Source organism: Oligella urethralis DSM 7531 (assembly GCF_000372065.1).
Taxonomy (GTDB): Bacteria; Pseudomonadota; Gammaproteobacteria; order Burkholderiales; family Burkholderiaceae_B; genus Oligella; species Oligella urethralis.
On record NZ_AQVB01000007.1, the window covers coordinates 86,361 to 106,209 of the forward strand.

A 19,849-nucleotide genomic window follows, 5' to 3' on the forward strand; every position below is an offset into this window, starting at 1 on the left:
ATAGCACATTATTTTAGACAACAAAAAAGCCGTCAATCACAATGGATTACGGCTAATTGCTACCACTACTATCTACTGATAAATAGTGGTCGGGACAGTAGGATTCGAACCTACGACCCTCTGGTCCCAAACCAGATGCGCTACCAGACTGCGCTATGCCCCGACTGGCTAAGCAATAAATTATACAGGGTTTTGAGATTAATGCAAGTAGATGACAAGTAAAAAATCAAATTTGTTAGTTAAAACCCACAATCATAAGAAATTTGTGGGTTTTAACACACGCCACTACTTGCCGCCTCACTTACTCTGCTGCAGGCGTATCAACCTCACCCAGTAGGTTTTCTTCGTTTTCAATCCCGCCTAAGGCCTTCACCGATAAACGGATACGACCGCGATCATCCGCTTCGATCACCTTAACGCGTAGCTTCTGACCCACTTTAAGTACCTCATTAATATCATTAATGCGGTAATTAGCGATTTCAGAAATATGCAGTAAACCATCGCGACCCGGTAGGATTTGTACAATCGCACCAAAATCTAGCATGCGCTGCACCGTACCCTCATACACCTGATTTACCTCAACCTCAGCGGTAATCTCAAGAATACGACGCTCTGCCTCTTTTGCCTTATCTAAATCGGCACTAGAAATTGTCACTAGACCGTCATCACTGATATCGATTTGGCTACCTGTTTCCTCGGTTAGCGCGCGAATCGTCGCACCACCCTTACCAATCACATCACGGATTTTTTCAGGGTTGATTTTAACCGTCAACATACGTGGCGCAAAGCTGGAAAGCTCGCTACGCGAACCAGAAATCGCTTCTTCCATCTTACCCAAGATATGCATACGACCCTCTTTGGCCTGAGCCAACGCAGCCTGCATAATTTCTTTGGTAATGCCTTGGATCTTAATATCCATCTGTAAGGCAGTAATACCCGCTTTGGTACCAGCGACTTTAAAGTCCATATCGCCTAAGTGATCCTCATCACCCAGAATATCAGTCAGCACGGCGAATTTATTATCCTCTTTGATAAGACCCATCGCCACGCCAGCCACGTGATCCTGCACCGGTACACCCGCATCCATCAAGGCCAAGCTACCGCCACACACCGAAGCCATTGAGGAAGAACCGTTAGACTCCGTAATCTCAGACACCAAACGAATGGTGTACTGGAAATCATCGTGCTTAGGCAAGGTGGCAACTAAGGCACGCTTTGCCAAACGACCATGACCGATTTCGCGACGCTTAGGCGAACCTACGCGACCGGTTTCACCGGTAGAAAACGGTGGGAAGTTGTAATGCAACATAAAGCGTTCACGCCCCTCACCCATCACCGAATCAATGATTTGCTCATCCTGCTTGGTCCCAAGGGTCGCCACCACGATAGCCTGTGTTTCACCGCGCGTAAATAAAACGCTACCATGGGTCCGAGGCAACACACCTAAACGAATCGAAATAGGACGGACGGTGCGGGTATCTCGGCCGTCAATACGCGGCTCACCGTTAAGGATTTGACTACGCACAATCTCAGACTCTAGCGAGAAAAGAATATTTTCAACCTCAACCGCGTCAAGCTCTTCGCCTTTATCAGCGGCAGCAGCGGCTAACTGCTCCTGCACCGCTGCATGGATTTGCTTGATTTGCGCACTACGCGCTTGCTTTTCACGCACTTTATAGGCCGCCTGAAGACCCTCTTGTGCTGCCGCTTTAATTTGGGCTACTAGGGCTTCATTTTTAGGGGCGGGCTGCCAATCCCAAGCAGGCTTACCTGCTTTTTCTACCAGCTCATTAATCGCATTAATAGCGGCTTGCATTTGCTCATGACCAAACACCACACCACCTAGCATCACCTCTTCGGATAGCTGCTTAGCCTCGGACTCAACCATCAACACCGCAGCTTCTGTACCCGCTACCACTAAATCCATCTGCGATTTTTCTAATTGGCTAGGGCTCGGATTCAGCACGTAATTGCCATCAATATAACCCACACGTGCCGCGCCGATAGGACCATCAAATGGAATACCAGCAATCGCTACCGCCGCTGAACTTGCAATCATGGCAATAATATCGGGATCAATCTCTGGATCCACCGATAACACATGCACAATCACTTGCACTTCATTATAAAAACCCTCAGGGAATAAGGGACGCAAAGGACGGTCAATTAAACGAGAGGTAAGGGTTTCCTTTTCGGAAGGCTTAGCTTCACGCTTAAAGAAACCGCCGGGAATCATACCAGCGGCGTAGGCCTTTTCAATATAGTCCACGGTCAGTGGGAAAAAATCCTGACCTGGCTTAGCATCCTTAGCGGCAACCACGGTCGCTAACACAACTGTATCGCCCATCGAAGCTAACACAGCACCCGTCGCCTGACGCGCAATCTCGCCGGTTTCTAGGGTAACAGTATGCTCACCATACTGAAAAGACTGAGTAAATTTATTAAACATGTGGATTCCTTAATCTACAATTTTGTCCGAAATCTCAAGCGATACCACGGTTCTATAACGCTTGTCGGACTAACAATAAAAAGCCGTGCAGCAGAAACCATCTGTGCACGGCTATGAATCTCTACTTCTAAAGACCCGTCAATTACTTACGTAAGCCTAATTTAACAATTAAATCACGGTAAGCGTTAGCGTTAGTTCTTTTTAAGTAGTCTAGTAACTTACGACGACGGCTAACCATACGTAATAAACCGCGACGTGAGTGGTGATCCTTGGCGTGCTCCTTGAAGTGAGAACCTAACTCGTTAATACGAGCGGTAAGCAAAGCGATCTGTACTTCAGGTGAACCGGTATCGCCCTCTTTGCGAGCGAATTCTGAAACAATTTTTGCTTTATCAATATCTGCAACTGACATACTATATATCCTTAAAACATGCGTTGACACGGATAGAGCGTCAACGTGAACATAATCAATTAAACCCAAACTTTTGACTTCCTCCCCTCCCTAAAGGGATGGGATTCCTACAACTAGACGATCAAGCCCGACCGCAAATCTTAGAGGTGGCTACCGCCTTGCAATTCACACCTTGCATCTAAGATTCTTATTTCAAACTAACCCTACCGTTAAGATTGTCTGTTGACACGAGCTAGTTTGAGAGTGTGTATGGAATACCATCTACTAGCCAAAACACTGCGTACTCGCAATTTATACTATACTTGTCTTAGCTGTTTTTTGTAGATGGTTTGAATTAACAACTGATTGATTGTAGCAACTTTGTCGCCTTATATCCACCCCTTGAAGTGGGTGGTTTTACGGCGACTGATGATAAAGCTCGCATGCTAATCACGCTGATCATCTGCTAAACTAAAGCTAGCCAGTCGCTACCTAACTGTCACTAATTTATAAGTTAATCGCTAATTATACTCCCTTTTACCATTTAAGTTGTGTTTAAAATCACCACTTGAGAGAAAATAATGCAATCTGTGATAAATAAGCCGCAAAAAGCCCAACCGCGTGCCCTCCATGCCCTTTATCGACCCGCATTTTTGCTTGCCTTAGCCGGCGTGCTTAGTGCCTGCGCCAGCTATCGTGATGTGCCGGCAAATGCTCCACTACCTGAGGCTTTGAGCATTATGGGACAAGCTACTCATCAGTGCGAGCGTGCCGATGGCGGTCAACGTTTGCTTTGGTCACAACAGCCTAACGGGCAATATGTGTACGGTGCTGATGTCAATGCTGAGGGCTATTTAATCGGCTCTGTTTATTCGGTACTCACTCCACAAAACTTTAAAAAGCTAGATCGTGGTCAGTGGTCTGCCCAAGCGGTACTATGCGAATTTGGTCCACCAGCGGAAATCGAGACCCTTGGCTTAGGCGAAAAGCGTGAGCAGATTTGGAGCTACCGCTACAAGGAGGTTAACCACTGGAATAAGCTGCTGCATATTTATATGGGCAAAGATGGTCAGCAGATGACGCATTGGCATACTGGACCGGACCCCCGCTTTGATCGCGATTGTTTCTTTGTCGAATGCTAATAGCACCACGCCCGCGACCATTTATGGTACCGCGGGCGTTTTTAGTTTTTATTATTTATGATTTAACTACTCGGTCTTTCTCAAGCTGCGTAAGCGCCTAGCCTTGCGCCAGCGTAGCAGCATAATCACCCAACCTGATAGGGTATAGGATAAAAAGACAACGGTGATGACCAATGGTGCATTAAGCATCAACAAGGCAAATAACAACACCAACAGCGTCATCAATAGCGCTGGTGATTTTTTCTCCATAAAGAGACCTGATTTGCCACTAAAAAACGGCGCATTGGAAATCATGGTCAAGCCTGCATACACTGTGATCACAAAAGCAACCCACGCATGCGGATCCGAGATGGGTAAGCGATTATCCACCGACAACCAGACAAAACCGGCGGTTAAAGCAGCCGCCGCAGGGCTCGGTAAGCCCTGAAAGTAACGACTATCAACAATGTTAATATTGCTATTAAAACGCGCTAAACGCAGAGCAGCACCGGCCACATACACAAAGGCAGCTAACCAACCCCAACGACCCAAATCGTTTAGGGTGTAGGTATACATCACCAAAGCTGGCGCCACGCCGAAAGACACCATATCAGCCATGGAGTCGTACTGCTCACCAAAGGATGATTGGGTTTTGGTTAAACGTGCAATACGACCATCCATCCCATCCATCACCATGGCCGCAAAAATCGCTAAAGCAGCCCATTCAAAGCGATGATTCATGGCTTGCATCACCGCAAAAAAGCCAGCAAATAAATTAGCCGTGGTGATCGCATTAGGCAATAAATAAATACCTCGCTTAGGCACCGGTTTTGCATTAATCAATAAGGGCTCTGCACCATCGTCCTGACTGAGCGTATCAGGACTAGCTAAGTCGTCATTGGCCTGTGCGCCCCCTGCCTCTGCCCCCTCAGCGCTCGCTCGTTGATCCTCTGCCATCATGACTCCAATTCGGCTAATACCGTCGTTGTATGCGAAACCCTATCACCGATAGCGACAAGTGGCTTAGCCTGCAAGGGTAAATACACATCCACCCGCGAACCAAAACGAATAAAGCCGTAACGATCCGCCGCCTGCAGCACCTGCCCCTCCGTCACATAACATAAAATGCGTCGTGCCACTAAACCGGCCACTTGTACCGAAGTGACCAGCTGCCCATCGGCGCGCTCAATCACAATGGCATTACGCTCATTTTCTACCGAAGCCTTATCCAAATCGGCATTAACAAATTTACCCGGATGGTACTCGACCTTATGAATCCGTCCACTGATCGGCATCTGATTGGAATGCACATTAAATACATTCATAAACACACTGATTTTAAGCGCACGACGCTCAGCATAGGGATCGTGCACTTCCTCAACGGCCACAATACGACCGTCAGCTGGAGACAGCACCAAGCTATCGCCGGACGGTGCCTGACGACTCGGATCTCTAAAAAACTGGATAACAAATATCGCCACTAAGGCCAAGGCTAAACCTAGCCAGCTATTAATAAAAGCTGCGATAAGCGTTAAAATCAATGCGAGGGCAATAAAAGGCCAACCCTCTCTTGCGAGTAACGGGCGCTTTTGTGCTTGATTCTTTTGTTGTAACTGATTGCTCACCAAGGTACCTATACAAGTAAATTTAATCAATTAATTCATCACCCTCCATGGTAACATGTAGACGCCCTTGGGTAGTCGCTAAGCCACCTTGAACCACATGCTTTTTTCAATACGGCTAAGATTAAGATTGGCTATCAACTCATTTAGATGAATTGATTAGACCACCTTGCAGCAATCAAGTAATATATGACTAGTCAGTAAATTTTTTTACAGGCGCACATGAGCGTCTAGTTATTAGTTATTATCACCACCTCCCCTGAAGCAGGCGAGGCCGTCAGCCATTCTAATGTTGGAGAAACAATGAAATTACATGATTTAGCTAAAAAGCGTCGTTCTATTTATCACCTTGGCAAAGACATCGACCATTCTCATGCCGAGCTTTACGAACTCATAAAAAAAATTGTTAGTGAGAGCCCTTCCTCTTTTAACTCACAAAGTTCTCGTGTGGTGGTGCTGTTTGGGGATGAACATGAGGCCTTATGGGATATGACACGTGAGACATTGCGTGAAATCGTGCCAGCGGATAGTTTTGAAGCCACCAATGCAAAAATGGATGCCTTTAAAGCTGCGCGTGGTACCGTATTATTTTATGAAGATCAGGAGCCGATTAAGGCATTGCAAGAGCAGTTCCCACTCTATGCGGACAAGTTCCCAATTTGGTCTGAGCATTCGACCGCCATCGCTCAATATGCCGTATGGATGGCGCTTGCCGAGCATGATATTGGCGCTTCACTACAGCACTATAACCCCCTCATCGATGCCGCCGTCGCTGAGCGCTGGGATATTCCTAGCAACTGGGTGTTAACAGCACAAATGCCTTTTGGTAGCATCGAGACACCTGCAGCGGCTAAAGACTATATGGTTGAGGCCGATCGTTTCCGTGCCTTTGGATTATAAGTTAAAGCCCTCACAGCGCTAAAGCAACATCGTCCCGAGCAAATTAGCACCCACGCTTAATTGCTCGGGATTTTTCTTGCTAACAGCGCCTATAGTAAAAGCACTGTGTTAACTATTAAAGTAGCCCTGCGCTATGCGGACTTATTTGCTCTGATCCACTTCTGGCAATCGTTGCTTTTTCATCATGGCTTGCTTTTGGTGCTGAGCAGCAGCGCAACCCTTAGATGAAGCGCAACCGCTGCAACCCTTTTTCTTAACGAGCTTATGATAGATATACCAGCTAGCAAGCGCAAACACGGCGCCAATAATAATTAAATCCATCATCTTAATTTACTCTTGTGTCATGGCTTTAGCCTGAACCCAAATCACCGCATCTTGGCTTAGTTCCTTGCCTTCATAGCTGTCATCAGGACCTACGCCCAGGGCGGCAAAACCCCACCAACCCGCTTTAGGAATGGCAAAATTAAAGACGCCCTGACTATCGGCTTTGAGCACAAGGGTCACAAAGCTATCTTGTGGTGCTTTATATTTTAGGGGGCCGGTTTTGTTTGCCTTCACATCCACATCCGTATTGAGGTATTCCACTTCAATCTCAGCAAATGGCACTGGCTTACCCTCACTCATCACCACACCGCTAAAGCTACCATGCTCCCACACGGCATAAGGCTTGGTTAATGGCACAATTTCAGCCTTCAGACCTAATTCACTATCCCAATCGGTGGGCATACCGGCCACATTGACGATGAGCTTGGTGATTTGCTGAATGTATGCGTCCTCGTTTTCTTCAAAATAAGGCGCTGGGGTTAAGACAAACATGTGATCGCCCATGGAACGTGCTTTGTAATCTAATTCAAAGGCTTGGCCTTTATTCTCATTACCCGTCCACTCAATGGATTTAAGCTCAGCTAGCAGATCCTTTTGCCTTTCTTTGTGAACCACATAAAAAGACGCTGGCTTTTTCATATCCATGGTGTGTGAATCTTCAAATGGGTGAGCAAACACAAGCTTCATGGGAATGGTTTGACCCTGATTTAAAGCAGACTCCGGTGTGTAAAGCATTTGAAAATGCGCATTGGCCGAGCCCATACCTAAGGCAAACATCAAAGCACTTAAGGTGAAAAATTTCTTCATAAATAATCCTCGCTTCGCTTAATTAATCTCACTGCCATTTAGCTGGATACGATGACCATCACCAGCATCAAACACGGCTTTATACTCACCCTCGGGTTTTTTAAAGTTGACACTATTCAACTCATCAAAAGTCAGGCTGTGAATTTTTTGGCCATCTTGCTCAACGTAGAAATTCACACCACTGGCGCTACTACCGTCACTAAAACCACCCTCGCATGTAATGGTGCCATCGCCCTCATCAAAGCAAGACATTAAGGCAGTATGGGCAAAGGCACTGGGCGCCAAGGCTAAACATAATGCGATCATTAAGAATTTTTTCATCAGAACACCTTTAAGATTAGTTAAAACAAACAGGAATCAAATGCTACTTGCACACTACGCTCCCTAACACCATTAGCGATAGTGATAGCTCGCCTGCCCACCACTCGTTTCAGGCAAAACAGCGGAACCCCTAAAAAACCCTAAAACTAAGGTAATGGCCACCACCGTGAAGTAGAAATACACCATGGTATGCAAGCCATCCCAGGCAAAATGCGTTGCTAAGGTAAAGAAAGTAGAAGCAAATAACAAACCGAGACTAAAAGGCAGCGCAATCGCCAACAGCATCAATTTGTAGGACTGCACATTAAGCTTTAGTACCACCATCGAGGCAATGCAGGGCGGCGTAAAAATCATAAAAATCAACATCGCCACTGCATGCAGTGCGGTATAACCCGTTTCTGCACTAGCGAAGGCTTCTTCTGGACGATCACCCTGACCTTGCTCATACATCGAACCAATGGTGGCTACGGCACTTTCACGTGCAGCAAAAGAGCTTAAGAACGCCACGTTAATACGCCAGTCAAAGCCCGCCCATTGTGTCGCCGGTTCAATAAAGCGACTGACACTACCGAGTAAGGAATTCTCAATACGCTCGTTTTTAATTTCGTTTTGTAATAACTGCGACTTTTGTGCTAATTGACGCAAGGCCCGATTAACGGCACGCTCATCGTTATTAGTAGGCTTCACAAATCTAAACAGCTCAGGGTATGTTTGTTCAAAGCGTGTATCCAACGCTTTTACCCTATCCGCTGAACTGGCCGCCACCATCCGCTCGGAACGGTATTGATTGTGTAAATTCACCAGTTGATAAATCGTTTCCTTACTGTGCAACGATTCAGCATAAGGTGAGTTTTGTACACTCGCTTTAAAGTCCTCAACCATGGTTGTAGCACGTTGCTCAAACGCAGCTTTAGTCGCTGCTGGTACCCCCGGAAATTGCAATAGCACAAAAAGTACGACAGCCACCGCCATCACAATGGTGCCGACCTTATAGATGTACATCCACACGCGCTGCACCGCACGCAATAAGACGCCCTTAACCGTTGGCAAATGATAAGGTGGCAACTCCATCATAAAGGGCTTGCTGGCGCGATTTTTAAGCACCGTCATGGTCAATACTCTGGCCACGCTGAGTGCAATAAAGAAAGTCACTGTAGAAATAAAAAACATCATCAATGACATGGATGAGGCAAAAAACGCCCCCAACAATAAGGTATAAAACGGCACCTTGGCTAAGCAGTTCATGTAGGGAACAGTCATGATGGTGGCAATGCGCGCCCGTTCATCAGCAATCCCTTTGGTGGCCATAATACCGGGCACGGCACAACCGCCCACAAAGGCTCCACCTAACACCAACGGCAAGGTCGATTGACCATGTAGACCATAGCGATTAAATACGCGGTCCAAGACAAAGGCGATCCTAGGCATATAGCCCGTATCCTCTAGAATCGCAATAATAGAAAATAAAATCAGGAAGATGGGCACATAGTTCAAAAGCGCTAAGGCACTATTCACCAACCACACCACAAACTCGGTAATGAGTGGCACCTCAATCAACTGCGGTGCAGGTAATAAGCTCACAATAAAGTTCTTGGCCTTTGCTAAATAAGGCCAGGTATAATTGGTCAGCTCATAGCCTTTCACAATCGACAGCTCGTAGGTACCATATACCACCAAAGCCAAGACGACAAAAGACAAGTAACGATTTAGCACGACCTTATCGATCAGAGCAGTGAGTGAGGTTGAAGACTTCGCTGGCAAGCGCACGATGTTATGACATAAGGCACTGGCTGCAGCATGACGGGTAGCGGCAATACTGGATACCGCATCAAGCTCAGGGTGCTGTTGCGCTAAGCCTTGTTTGACAGTTGCAATCGCTTCAGCCAAGGCAGGGGCAATTGCTAGTAGCTTGGCTTGTACGACGGCATTACCCTCTAACAGCTTAAGCGCAAACCACCGTGGGGCAACGCTCGCCTCGATTTCTGAGGCAATACGCTGTGCCAGTGTATCAATGGCTGCCTCTAGTTCTGGGTAAAATAATTGGTATGCTTGGGGTGGCGACTGCGCCAGTGACTGCGCTTGAGAAATGGCACTAATTGCCGCTAGAATTTCCTCTCTACCAATCTGCTTTGACGCCACCGCCTCAATCACCGGCACCTTAAACTCCGCCGCCAAGGCATCAATATCTATCTGCATGCCCCGACGCTTCGCCACGTCCATCATGTTGAGTACTACAATCACGGGCTTGCCAATTTCGAGTAACTGATAGCTCAGATATAGACTACGCTGAATACTCGACGCATCAACCACATTGATAATGATGTCAGGATCTTCATCAACGATATAGCCAATAGCCGCCTGCTCTTCAGCAGAGAAGGCGCTAAAGGAATAGGTGCCCGGGAGGTCGACCAACTCAATGGTCTGCCCTGCATGGCGCAGTACCGTGCTTTTTTCTCAACCGTCACACCGGGGTAATTAGCCACATACTGCTTGACCCCACTCATCATGGTAAAAATAGTCGATTTACCGCAATTAGGCTGACCCGCAATGGCTACTTTAATCATGGTGCTACTCGTCTAACCTCTAACATCTTTGCCTCTTGACGACGCATGGATACGTAGTATCCATGCACCTGCACTTGAATTGGATCAAGTAATGGTGCGGAGCGTACCTTCTCAATCTCAACGCCTGGAATAAAGCCCATATCTAGGAATTTTTGCTGTAAAGCACCCTCGCCACGTACATGTGCAATCACTGCTTTTACATTGCACGGCAACTCGTCTAGGCTGAGAGTTGCCTCATCTACTGAGTGATTTTCTGACATCATCACAAGCTTAAAATCTGATTTGAAATGAAAAACTAACTTAGCTAATCGCTTAATTTAGTTAACTATTTAATACTAATGAGAATCATTGTCAATATCATTTGCAGAAAGGATTGATCAAGCTCAAATAGAGCATCACTTTCTGTATGCCGTGTCTTTGTACAACAACATGCGCAAGCACAAGGGTGGTCACTGTGAATGAACCACAGGCATAAGTGATGATGTAAAAAAGGAATTGACGCTATGCTAATGCCAGAGCTTAAAAAGTGCGGAGGGAGCACATAGGCTATTTGCTAGAAAAGCTACGCGACACTTAAATCAAAACACATCCCATCTTGAGCAAGTTGCACACCGGTCGGTAATTGCTCGGGATGCTGGATCAAATACGTCTCTAAGCTATGATCGATATGGGTTAAGTAAAAAGCCTTTGCTGGTATTTGGGGCACCAAGGCCAAGGCCTCATGTAGATGATGATGCCCTTTCGCCTTCACACCAGGTGGGTAGGTACAATCTACAAGTACATAGTCCACTGCCTTGGCACGCAATAAAGCTAGCACTTCCGGCGACAAGCCTTTGGTATCGGTTAAATAGGCAATGGCTTTGCCTTTAGATACCTCAATTAAATAGCCTAAGGTTGGTCTCGAATGCTCTAGGGGCAAGGCCGTGACAGTGACGCTGCCCGTGTCATTATCCACTAGGGTCAGGCACTGAAAAGGCGCTAAGGTATGGGAAAAATCAAGGATGCCGGGGTGTTTATACAGATCAGCAAAGCCGACCGCATCATCCGGCCCATAGACTGGTAGCGACATACCCTCACCCCAACGCAGACTTAACAAGCCTTGCGCATGATCGGCATGATAATGGGTTTGAAATATCGCTGTGAGACGTGGTGCTTCCACCTCATCGGCTGCTGGCATGGGAAAACGCTCCCGTAAATCCATCAGCCCGCTATCAAATAAATAAACGTCCCGACCGATTTGCAACATGGCACTGGCGGGACGTCTAATCAAACGACTATCTGCCCTTGCTCGCTCACAAGCGAGGCAGCGGCAGTTGTAAACCGGTAGCTGCGAAGCGCTACCGGTTCCTAAGACAGTAAAGCGCACCGGCTTAGTTTTTGCTTTGGTCAACTAGTTTATTCGCTGCAATCCAAGGCATCATGGCACGCAATTCAGCGCCGACTTTCTCGATTTGAGACTCTGCGTTAATACGACGACGAGAGGTTAAGGTAGGCGCACCGGCTGCGTGTTCAAGAATAAAGCTCTTAGCATACTCACCGGTCTGAATGTCATGTAAGCACTCGCGCATTGCTTGCTTAGTTGCTTCAGTCACAACACGAGGACCTGTCACATACTCACCGTACTCAGCGTTATTCGAGATAGAGTAGTTCATATTAGCAATACCGCCCTCGTAGATTAAATCAACGATAAGCTTTAACTCATGCAAGCACTCGAAGTACGCCATTTCAGGTGCATAACCCGCTTCAACTAGGGTCTCGAAACCAGCCTTGATTAACTCAACGGCACCACCGCAAAGTACGGCCTGCTCACCGAATAAGTCAGTTTCAGTCTCTTCACGGAAGCTCGTTTCAATAATACCGGCACGACCACCGCCGTTAGCGCTCGCGTATGAAAGCGCAACATCACGGGCAGCGCCAGATACGTCTTGGTAAACAGCCACTAAATGAGGTACACCACCACCATTTTGGTAGGTATTACGCACTGTGTGACCTGGTGCCTTAGGCGCAACCATGATCACGTCGATATCATCACGCGGCACGACCTGACCGTAGTGAACGTTAAAACCATGAGCAAAGGCTAAGGCAGCGCCAGCCTTCATATTGGCCTCAACCTGGTTTTTGTAAACCTCGGCAATGTTTTCATCCGGCAATAAAATCATCACAACGTCAGCGTCTTTAACCGCATCAGCCACTTCAGCAACTTTTAAGCCAGCGTTTTCAGCCTTTTTCCAAGACGCACCGTTTTTACGTAAACCAACGGTCACATTCACACCGGATTCGTGTAAGTTAAGCGCATGCGCATGACCCTGAGAACCGTAACCGATGATCGCTACTTGCTTGCCCTTGATTAGGGATAAATCACAATCTTTGTCGTAAAAAACTTTCATAACTTCCTCTATAAAATTAATCTATTACTGCGTTATTTTTAAAAATTAAACTTTTAAAATACGATTACCGCGCCCTACGCCAGTCACTCCGCTCCGCACGGCCTCTAAAATCATCCCTGGCTCTACTGCCTCGATAAAGGCATCAATTTTTTCCTGCACACCGGTGACTTCAATGGTCATGGTCTTGTCGGTGACATCAACGATACGACCGCGGAAGATATCGCTAAGGCGTGTAGCCTCTTCACGCTCCTTGCCTACAGCGCGTACCTTAATCAACATCAACTCGCGTTCTACCATCGGTGCTTCGGTCAAATCAACCACCTTGACCACATCCACCAAGCGATTTAAATGCTTCGTAATTTGCTCAATCACATCATCCGAACCGTTGGTCATAATGGTCATACGTGACAAGCTGAGGTCCTCAGTGGGCGCTACGGTGAGCGTCTCAATATTGTAGCCGCGAGCAGAGAACAAGCCGACCACACGAGATAAGGCACCGGGTTCGTTTTCCAATAAAATCGAAATAACGTGTTTCATTTGCCCTTCCCCTATACATCAATGCCGTCGATTAGCATTTCAGTTAAGCCCTTACCGGCTTTAACCATCGGCCAAACGTTAGTTTCACGGTCAGTCATAAAATCAAGGAACACTAAACGATCCTTGTGTGCACCGAAAAAGGCCTCACGCAAGGCCGGCTCCACATCCGCCACCTTGGTCACTTGAATCCCCACATGACCATAGCTCTCTGCTAACTTCACAAAGTCGGGCAATGAATCCATATAGGACTCGGAATAGCGTGACTCATAATCAAGCTCTTGCCACTGCCTGACCATACCGAGATAACGGTTATTTAAACAAATGATTTTCGGGGTAAAACCGTACTGCTTACACGTGGCGAGCTCCTGAATATTCATCTGAATCGAGCCTTCACCAGTGATGCAAGCAAACATCCCATCAGGATTTGCCATTTGCGCACCCATGGCATAAGGTAAGCCCACGCCCATCGTACCCAAGCCGCCAGAATTTAACCAACGACGCGGCTTTTCAAAGCCATAGTACTGCGCAGCAAACATCTGGTGCTGCCCTACATCAGAAGTAACAAAGGCCTCGCCACCAGTCACTTCCCATAGCTTTTCAACCACAAATTGAGGCTTAATCACATCATCTGACTGTGTATAAGCTAAGCACTTACGCTCACGCCACTCATTAATCTGCTGCCACCAAGCCTCAATATTTTTAGCTGGCTTGTCTGGATTATCTCGCAATGCGCGGAGCTGAGCGTTCATCTCCTGCAGCACGTCTTTGACATTACCCACAATTGGCAAGTCCGCACGTACACGCTTAGAAATTGAAGATGGATCCACGTCAATATGAATCACCTTACGTGGCACCTGACCAAAATGCTTAGGATTGGCAACCACGCGGTCATCAAAACGCGCACCCACACAAATCAGCACATCGCTGTTTTGCATGGACATATTGGCCTCATAGGTACCATGCATCCCCGGCATCCCGACATAATTAGGATGACTCGCATTAAGACCGCCTAAGGCCATAAGGGTAGTGGTGCAGGGTGCTCCTAATAAATCAACAAACTCTCGCAGCTCCTCGGCCGCATTGGATAAAATCACCCCACCGCCGGCATACACCATCGGTCGAGAGGCAGCGCGCAATGCGGTAATGGCCTTTTTAATTTGCCCCTGATGCCCCTTAACCACTGGATTGTACGAGCGCATTCTCACCTCCCCCTTGGGTGGTGCATAGCGACACGTATCAACGGTAATATCCTTGGGAATATCCACCAATACCGGACCGGGACGACCGGTCGAAGCAATATGGAAGGCCTTACGCATGGTGTCGGCCAAATCTTTGACATCACGTACTAGGAAATTATGCTTTACGCAGGGACGCGTGATCCCCACGGCATCACACTCTTGGAAGGCGTCTTCACCAATCATTTTAGTGCCGACCTGACCACTGATAACCACCATCGGAATCGAGTCCATGTATGCGGTCGCCAGGCCGGTCACGGCATTTGTCAGCCCAGGACCACTGGTCACCAGGGCTACACCAACTTTATGAGACGATCGGGAATAAGCATCGGCAGCATGAATTGCGGCTTGCTCATGACGCACTAGAATGTGCTGAAAATCTTCTTGACTGAAAATAGCGTCATAGATGTATAGTACTGCGCCGCCCGGATAACCGAAGATGTGCTTAACACCCTGTTCGGCCAGACAACGAACTACTATCTCTGCGCCCGTTAATTGTTCCATTTTTATGATCCTTTCATAACCAGTACGTTACCCTACTGAACTTGTGGTGCTTGACGTAGTCAACTAGCCGCCGCAGCGCTTCAACCCTCACAGAGGATCTCCACCCACAACAGATAATTGGCTCGAACAAGACCTTCAGCGGCTTGTACATCGCATTAAAAATATGCAAAAAAGTCAGAAACGGAGTCTGCGCATTCGCTTGTGGCGAGAAACGACAGATTCTTCTAAACTTAGGGCTATATAGCTCGATGACTTGGTGTGTAACTAGTCAACTATACTCAATGGGTAATTGAATATCTTCTGTCTATAAGTCCGTTGTTTTTCTGATAAAAAAACATAACTAGAAACATTAGCTCATTAGGATTAAAAAATCAATTCAATCGCCTAAATACATCATTTTTTTTAAAAAATCATGCATAAAACAACAGTATCGCAATGGCAATCTCATCAATTTTAGAAAATCGATTGCGCCCAAAAGTTTATAATAAAGCGTCTTATGAGTCCTAATTATCAGGTGAGAAGCAGTGCATATTGCAAGCGATACGCTCAATAAATTTATCCACAGCCCGGAGCTATACTTCGGACTACGTAAGGCCTTCGGCTTATTTGTGGCCGTTGTGGTCTTTGTCGGCTTATTGCAGGACTACGCCCATGGAGTTGCCTTTGCCAGCGGTGTCTTGGCCATGTCAATTGTGGATCCACCTGCTGCCTACAGTCTACGAGCACGTAGTAATGAGCTTTTATCCACCTTGCTATTATGTAGTGCAGGCACTTTTTTGGTGAACCTAGTCGGTCCCTATCCTGCGATTTCTTGGATTGTCGTCACCCTGTTGGTGTTTTTTTATACCATTCTGGCCGGCTACGGTAAATCTGGCATGTTGATTGGCTTTGCCGCCTTACTAGCGGTGCTAATCAATCATAATTTTGTCAAACCCTTTGATGAGGCGATGATACATAGTGTACTCACCTTGTTGGGTTGTACTAGCTATTGGTTTTTCAGCCTGAGTATCAGCTATGTGTTTAGAAAATACGAGCAGCGTCTCATTATTGCGACTGCGCTCTATGCCACCGCCGATTATATGCTGGCACGAGCCCGTTTATACGATATGGAGCGGGATTTAGATCAAAGCTTTCATCAACTGATTAGCCAGACCTCACGCATGATTGAGGCACAACAAGCAGCGCGCGATATGATTTTACGGCATTTGCCGAGCGCCGATGAGAGCAGTTCCTATGAACAACGCACTCGCTTGTGGAATATCTTTAATCGGATGGTGGCGATTATGGATAATATGGTCGCTACTCATACGGATTATCAATTTCTTCGAGAAAAGCTAGGTGAGCATGATGCCTTACTGTTTATGCGGGATACTTTAGTCATTTTAAGCACCACCCTGCAGCATGCTGCCACCGATTTGATTCGTAATGAACCGCTCTCCTATCGCAGTAGTGTCAAGGCCGAGTTGCGAGCGCTGGAGTTTGAAATTGAGCAGTTTCGGGCGCAAAATCTGCCACAAGAGGACCCCGAAATTTACGGTTTAGTGATCCAGATTTATCGACGCCTTCGAAATACCCACTTTAATGTGGAGGAAATCAGTAATAATCTACGCTACGTCAAAAACTTCCAAGGTCCACCGGATCCACGCCAGTCCGGTCTGCAACGCACAGCGAGCGCTAAGGAAGCAATCACCATCAGTCCCTCCTTATTGCAATTCCGTTCGACCAATGACTATTCTCTGTCGCGTCTAGTAAATCAGCTTAAAGACGGCTTGCGTTCACCGATTGTGCGCTATTCGCTGCGAGTGACGGCGGCAGTGCTGTTGGTGCAGCTAGGCACCGCTTTGGCGCTACTCGCCCCCATTGATGGCGATACCTATCAGAACCTTAGCAATCATAGTAACTGGATTCTGGTGACGGTACTACTGATTATGCGTCCGGGCTTTACCCTGACCCAGCAGCGCACGAGCTGGCGCCTTATCGGGACCTTGATTGGCTGCGTGATCACGATCGGACTCTTTGCCATTACGCACAATGATATTGTGATTTTGACGATGATGTTCATCGCCATGATTTTAGGCAATACCTATATTAAGGATAATTTTAAACTGGGATCGGTCTTTATCACGGTCTATATTTTGATTGGTTTCCACTACCTGACCCCAGGCTTTTACTGGTTGGTCGGTGAACGGGCGTTGGATACAGCGATTGCTTCGGTGATTACTTTTCTCTTTAGCTTTTTATTGCCTTGGTGGGAAAAGGATCAACTACCACGCTATGTGAGTAATACCATTGACGCCCTTTATCACTATCTGCACGATACCATTGCCCATGTACGTGTATTACAAGCGCTACCCAAGGATCAACGGATGGTGGAACCAACGGAGCCCACGCTATTGGCAATGCAATTATCGCGCAAAAAAATGCAAGATGCCTTTGCACTGTTTACCGATAGTTTAAACCGCATGATGAGTGAACCTGACCGTCGCCAAATGGATATTATTCGCTTAAACCGCATTTTACTGGAAGCTGATGCCTTGGCTAGTCAGATAAACTCCATGGTGCCGCTGATGAGTCAGTTTGATGATATTCCTACGGATTTGGAGAAAAACATCGACTATGTTTATAACATGCTGACCTTAAAGCCATTTGAGGGACAGGATGAACCTCCTCCGCTTGAGTCGGGGCAAGACTATATCAGCATGCGCTTCCCGATGAAGCAGATGTACAAGGCCTCGCAGGTACTAAAGCAAGAGGCCACGGCGATGGGCTTGGGGTGATAATAGGCGTAGCAAGCACTCGTCGACGCTTATCATCACACCCGAGTGACCGTTTAGCTAGGCTTCAATCCTTCGCCCTAGGCAAGCATTTGTGGTAGCCACAACACCAACACTGGAAAGAAGATCACCAGTAACAACACCAACACAGCAACCAACACAAAGGGCCAGATCGTTTTAAATAAATCCAGAATATCTAGCTTACTCACTGCGGCTGCCACATAAACACAAGCACCCATGGGCGGCGTAATCAGGGCAATCGTAATATTAAAAGTTATCACCAAGCCCAAATGCACTGGATCCACCCCTGCCTGTATGGCAACAGGCCATAACACCGGCGTCAACAATGTCAGCGCCGATACTTCTTCCATAAACATCCCAGTCACAAAGGTGATCAAACTAATCAATAGTAAAACGGTTGTTGGACTATGGATAAAAGGCGCAATCAACTCACCAAATTGTGCCGGTGCTTGTACATAAGAAAGCAACCAACTCACGGTGGCTGAAGCCGCAATAATAAGGAAAATGGCCGAGCTTAAACGCGCCGTCTCAATAACCGCACTCAGCAATTTTGGCAGTGTTAAGGAGCGACTCAATAGTCCATAAACAGCAACATAGGCGGCTGTTAAGGCACCCGATTCCGTGGGCGTGACCTTACCAAAGACGATACCGGCAACAATAATAAATGGCGCAACCAAAGCAGGTAAGGCAAACAATAGACTGCGTAGCAACACCGACCAGCCTGCCCACTTTTCAGAAGCAGGTAAATGATGCTTATAGGCATACATGGCATTTAAAATCATATAAGCCACGCCGAGTAGTAAGCCAGGCACGACACCTGCCAAAAAAAGCGAACCCACTGAGGTATTGGTGAGTGCACTATACAGAATCATAAAAATCGAGGGCGGTATAATTGGACCGATTAGGGAGGAGCCAGCTGTCAGACCAGCGGCAAAGGCGGTGGAATAACCGTCCTTACGCATGGCCGGCACTAAAATCGAACCCAAGGCTGAGGTATCCGCAACTGCAGAGCCATTAACCCCCGCAAAAAATACACTACCTACGACATTCACATGCCCCATACCACCACGCCAATGGCCTACTAAACAGCGCGCCACGTCCATGATGCGTGTGGTCATGCCACTGGCATTAAGTAAATTACCTGCCAAGATAAAAAATGGAATGGCCATCAAAGAAAAACTGTTAATGCCATTAAAAAATTGTTGTGGCATCACTCTGGCGACCATCTCCAGATCCACAAAACAAAAGCCCACCAAGGAGGTCACTAAGAGTGACATAAATAGCGGAACGCCCAATAATGCATGCACAACAAAGACCAAAAACATGGTGATTAGCATTAGACCTCTCCTATTTGTTGTGGCATAGGCTTAGCACCCCGCAGCAACAAGCCGAGGGCAAGTAAGGCAAAACCAATCGGCATCGATAGCATCAGTAGGGTGCGACTCAAACCCAAGGTTGGCGAACGGAACATGGATACTGACTGGGCATAGCGCCAGCAAAGCCAAGCACCAACTAAGGCAATCACGACACCCAAAAACCATTGATAGCGCACCACCCAACGTGCTTTTGCAGGTGGTAGGAATCGTTCAGCTAAGGAAATCCGCATATGTTCGCCACGCAACCAGACACCCGCCATCCCTAACATGGCGGTCGCAATCATGGCATAGCGCGCTAGTTCATCGGTCCAGATCGGTGCTCCGCCAAATACGTAACGCATGGCGATGCCGTATAAGACCACACTGACATTAATTATCACCATCAAGGTGGCCACGCCGATGCTTAAGCGTGCAACGCCTTCACATAGAGATGAGCGCATACTATCTTCTCACGATTTTATTTAAATTTAAACTAGTAGATCAAAGATGGCCTCTCGAACTCATCAAAAGGCCATC

The 19,849-nt window shown here is 47.1% G+C and carries 18 protein-coding genes, 1 tRNA gene and 1 pseudogene; 3 read left to right on the top strand and 17 right to left on the bottom strand.

What is annotated here, in order from left to right:
• Window positions 1-86 precede the first annotated feature (86 nt).
• The 3 genes from A3GA_RS0105840 to rpsO form a co-directional block, all read right to left on the bottom strand.
• Window positions 87-163, bottom strand: a tRNA-Pro gene (locus tag A3GA_RS0105840).
• A gap of 138 nt (window positions 164-301) precedes the next feature.
• Entirely contained in the window at window positions 302-2,449 is a 2,148-nt protein-coding gene (gene pnp, locus A3GA_RS0105845) for a polyribonucleotide nucleotidyltransferase (protein WP_018026459.1), read from the bottom strand.
• Between the two features lie 142 nt (window positions 2,450-2,591).
• Window positions 2,592-2,861 (bottom strand): 30S ribosomal protein S15, encoded by a 270-nt coding sequence (gene rpsO / locus A3GA_RS0105850; protein ID WP_018026460.1) that lies wholly within the window; start codon window positions 2,859-2,861, stop codon window positions 2,592-2,594.
• A 560-nt stretch (window positions 2,862-3,421) separates the two neighbouring features.
• Here rpsO and A3GA_RS0105855 point away from each other — a divergent pair.
• Window positions 3,422-3,982: a hypothetical protein gene (locus A3GA_RS0105855; protein ID WP_018026461.1), complete on the top strand. Its 561-nt coding sequence runs from the start codon at window positions 3,422-3,424 to the stop codon at window positions 3,980-3,982.
• 66 nt (window positions 3,983-4,048) lie between these two features.
• Here the strand turns inward: A3GA_RS0105855 and pssA are convergent, their stop codons facing one another.
• The gene (gene pssA / locus A3GA_RS0105860) at window positions 4,049-4,918 is read right to left on the bottom strand and encodes a CDP-diacylglycerol--serine O-phosphatidyltransferase (RefSeq protein WP_018026462.1); all 870 of its coding nucleotides are present in this window, start codon (window positions 4,916-4,918) and stop codon (window positions 4,049-4,051) included.
• A complete protein-coding gene (locus A3GA_RS0105865; protein WP_051052498.1) occupies window positions 4,918-5,586 on the bottom strand; it encodes a phosphatidylserine decarboxylase in 669 nt (222 codons plus the stop codon). Before A3GA_RS0105865 ends, pssA begins: the two co-directional genes overlap by 1 nt.
• A 300-nt stretch (window positions 5,587-5,886) precedes the next feature.
• On the opposite strand from A3GA_RS0105865, the gene A3GA_RS0105870 reads away from it, so the two are divergent.
• Complete coding sequence (locus A3GA_RS0105870; protein WP_018026464.1) at window positions 5,887-6,483, top strand: nitroreductase family protein; 597 nt, start codon at window positions 5,887-5,889, stop codon at window positions 6,481-6,483.
• Between the two features lie 141 nt (window positions 6,484-6,624).
• On the opposite strand, the gene A3GA_RS0105875 is transcribed toward A3GA_RS0105870, so the two are convergent.
• From A3GA_RS0105875 to ilvB, 10 genes and pseudogenes are all read right to left on the bottom strand, one after another.
• Complete coding sequence (locus A3GA_RS0105875; RefSeq protein ID WP_018026465.1) at window positions 6,625-6,807, bottom strand: FeoB-associated Cys-rich membrane protein; 183 nt, start codon at window positions 6,805-6,807, stop codon at window positions 6,625-6,627.
• A gap of 6 nt (window positions 6,808-6,813) precedes the next feature.
• On the bottom strand, window positions 6,814-7,614 hold the full coding sequence (locus A3GA_RS0105880; protein ID WP_018026466.1) for a DUF4198 domain-containing protein: 801 nt from the start codon (window positions 7,612-7,614) through the stop codon (window positions 6,814-6,816).
• Window positions 7,615-7,632: 18 nt separating this feature from the next.
• Entirely contained in the window at window positions 7,633-7,935 is a 303-nt protein-coding gene (locus A3GA_RS0105885) for a hypothetical protein (RefSeq protein ID WP_018026467.1), read from the bottom strand.
• Between the two features lie 72 nt (window positions 7,936-8,007).
• The gene (locus tag A3GA_RS11400) at window positions 8,008-10,092 is read right to left on the bottom strand and encodes a nucleoside recognition domain-containing protein (RefSeq protein ID WP_420835241.1); all 2,085 of its coding nucleotides are present in this window, start codon (window positions 10,090-10,092) and stop codon (window positions 8,008-8,010) included.
• Window positions 10,090-10,499: pseudogene (locus tag A3GA_RS12465) on the bottom strand (FeoB small GTPase domain-containing protein); the annotation flags it as partial. The gene A3GA_RS11400 and the pseudogene A3GA_RS12465, both read right to left, overlap by 3 nt.
• On the bottom strand, window positions 10,496-10,759 hold the full coding sequence (locus A3GA_RS0105895; protein ID WP_018026469.1) for a FeoA family protein: 264 nt from the start codon (window positions 10,757-10,759) through the stop codon (window positions 10,496-10,498). The pseudogene A3GA_RS12465 and the gene A3GA_RS0105895, both read right to left, overlap by 4 nt.
• A gap of 302 nt (window positions 10,760-11,061) precedes the next feature.
• Window positions 11,062-11,889, bottom strand: a complete 828-nt coding sequence (gene phnP, locus A3GA_RS0105900; RefSeq protein ID WP_018026470.1) for a phosphonate metabolism protein PhnP — start codon at window positions 11,887-11,889, stop codon at window positions 11,062-11,064.
• Window positions 11,870-12,886 carry a ketol-acid reductoisomerase gene (gene ilvC / locus A3GA_RS0105905; protein WP_018026471.1) on the bottom strand — a complete coding sequence of 339 codons (1,017 nt, stop codon included), beginning with the start codon at window positions 12,884-12,886 and terminating at the stop codon, window positions 11,870-11,872. The genes phnP and ilvC overlap by 20 nt, the downstream gene beginning before the upstream one ends.
• 45 nt (window positions 12,887-12,931) lie before the next feature.
• Window positions 12,932-13,423: an acetolactate synthase small subunit gene (gene ilvN, locus A3GA_RS0105910; protein ID WP_018026472.1), complete on the bottom strand. Its 492-nt coding sequence runs from the start codon at window positions 13,421-13,423 to the stop codon at window positions 12,932-12,934.
• 11 nt (window positions 13,424-13,434) lie between these two features.
• On the bottom strand, window positions 13,435-15,162 hold the full coding sequence (gene ilvB / locus A3GA_RS0105915) for a biosynthetic-type acetolactate synthase large subunit (RefSeq protein ID WP_018026473.1): 1,728 nt from the start codon (window positions 15,160-15,162) through the stop codon (window positions 13,435-13,437).
• A gap of 524 nt (window positions 15,163-15,686) precedes the next feature.
• Between ilvB and A3GA_RS0105920 the strand changes: the two genes are divergently transcribed.
• Window positions 15,687-17,939, top strand: coding sequence for an FUSC family protein (locus A3GA_RS0105920; RefSeq protein ID WP_018026474.1), 2,253 nt, complete (start codon window positions 15,687-15,689; stop codon window positions 17,937-17,939).
• 77 nt (window positions 17,940-18,016) lie between these two features.
• Here A3GA_RS0105920 and A3GA_RS0105925 read toward each other — a convergent pair whose 3' ends face one another.
• Entirely contained in the window at window positions 18,017-19,294 is a 1,278-nt protein-coding gene (locus A3GA_RS0105925; RefSeq protein WP_018026475.1) for a TRAP transporter large permease, read from the bottom strand.
• Window positions 19,294-19,773: a TRAP transporter small permease gene (locus A3GA_RS0105930; RefSeq protein ID WP_018026476.1), complete on the bottom strand. Its 480-nt coding sequence runs from the start codon at window positions 19,771-19,773 to the stop codon at window positions 19,294-19,296. Before A3GA_RS0105930 ends, A3GA_RS0105925 begins: the two co-directional genes overlap by 1 nt.
• Between the last annotated feature and the right edge of the window lie 76 nt (window positions 19,774-19,849).

Bases quoted from the DNA above. Each gene is read 5' to 3' on its own strand.
- A3GA_RS0105875 (WP_018026465.1), bottom strand. From the start codon at position 6,807: ATGATGGATTTAATTATTATTGGCGCCGTGTTTGCGCTTGCTAGCTGG.
- rpsO (WP_018026460.1), bottom strand. From the start codon at position 2,861: ATGTCAGTTGCAGATATTGATAAAGCAAAAATTGTTTCAGAATTCGCT.
- pnp (WP_018026459.1), bottom strand. From the start codon at position 2,449: ATGTTTAATAAATTTACTCAGTCTTTTCAGTATGGTGAGCATACTGTT.
- A3GA_RS0105925 (WP_018026475.1), bottom strand. From the start codon at position 19,294: ATGCTAATCACCATGTTTTTGGTCTTTGTTGTGCATGCATTATTGGGC.
- ilvC (WP_018026471.1), bottom strand. From the start codon at position 12,886: ATGAAAGTTTTTTACGACAAAGATTGTGATTTATCCCTAATCAAGGGC.
- ilvB (WP_018026473.1), bottom strand. From the start codon at position 15,162: ATGGAACAATTAACGGGCGCAGAGATAGTAGTTCGTTGTCTGGCCGAA.
- A3GA_RS0105930 (WP_018026476.1), bottom strand. From the start codon at position 19,773: ATGCGCTCATCTCTATGTGAAGGCGTTGCACGCTTAAGCATCGGCGTG.
- pssA (WP_018026462.1), bottom strand. From the start codon at position 4,918: ATGGCAGAGGATCAACGAGCGAGCGCTGAGGGGGCAGAGGCAGGGGGC.
- A3GA_RS0105880 (WP_018026466.1), bottom strand. From the start codon at position 7,614: ATGAAGAAATTTTTCACCTTAAGTGCTTTGATGTTTGCCTTAGGTATG.
- A3GA_RS0105885 (WP_018026467.1), bottom strand. From the start codon at position 7,935: ATGAAAAAATTCTTAATGATCGCATTATGTTTAGCCTTGGCGCCCAGT.
- ilvN (WP_018026472.1), bottom strand. From the start codon at position 13,423: ATGAAACACGTTATTTCGATTTTATTGGAAAACGAACCCGGTGCCTTA.
- A3GA_RS0105895 (WP_018026469.1), bottom strand. From the start codon at position 10,759: ATGTCAGAAAATCACTCAGTAGATGAGGCAACTCTCAGCCTAGACGAG.
- A3GA_RS0105870 (WP_018026464.1), top strand. From the start codon at position 5,887: ATGAAATTACATGATTTAGCTAAAAAGCGTCGTTCTATTTATCACCTT.
- A3GA_RS0105855 (WP_018026461.1), top strand. From the start codon at position 3,422: ATGCAATCTGTGATAAATAAGCCGCAAAAAGCCCAACCGCGTGCCCTC.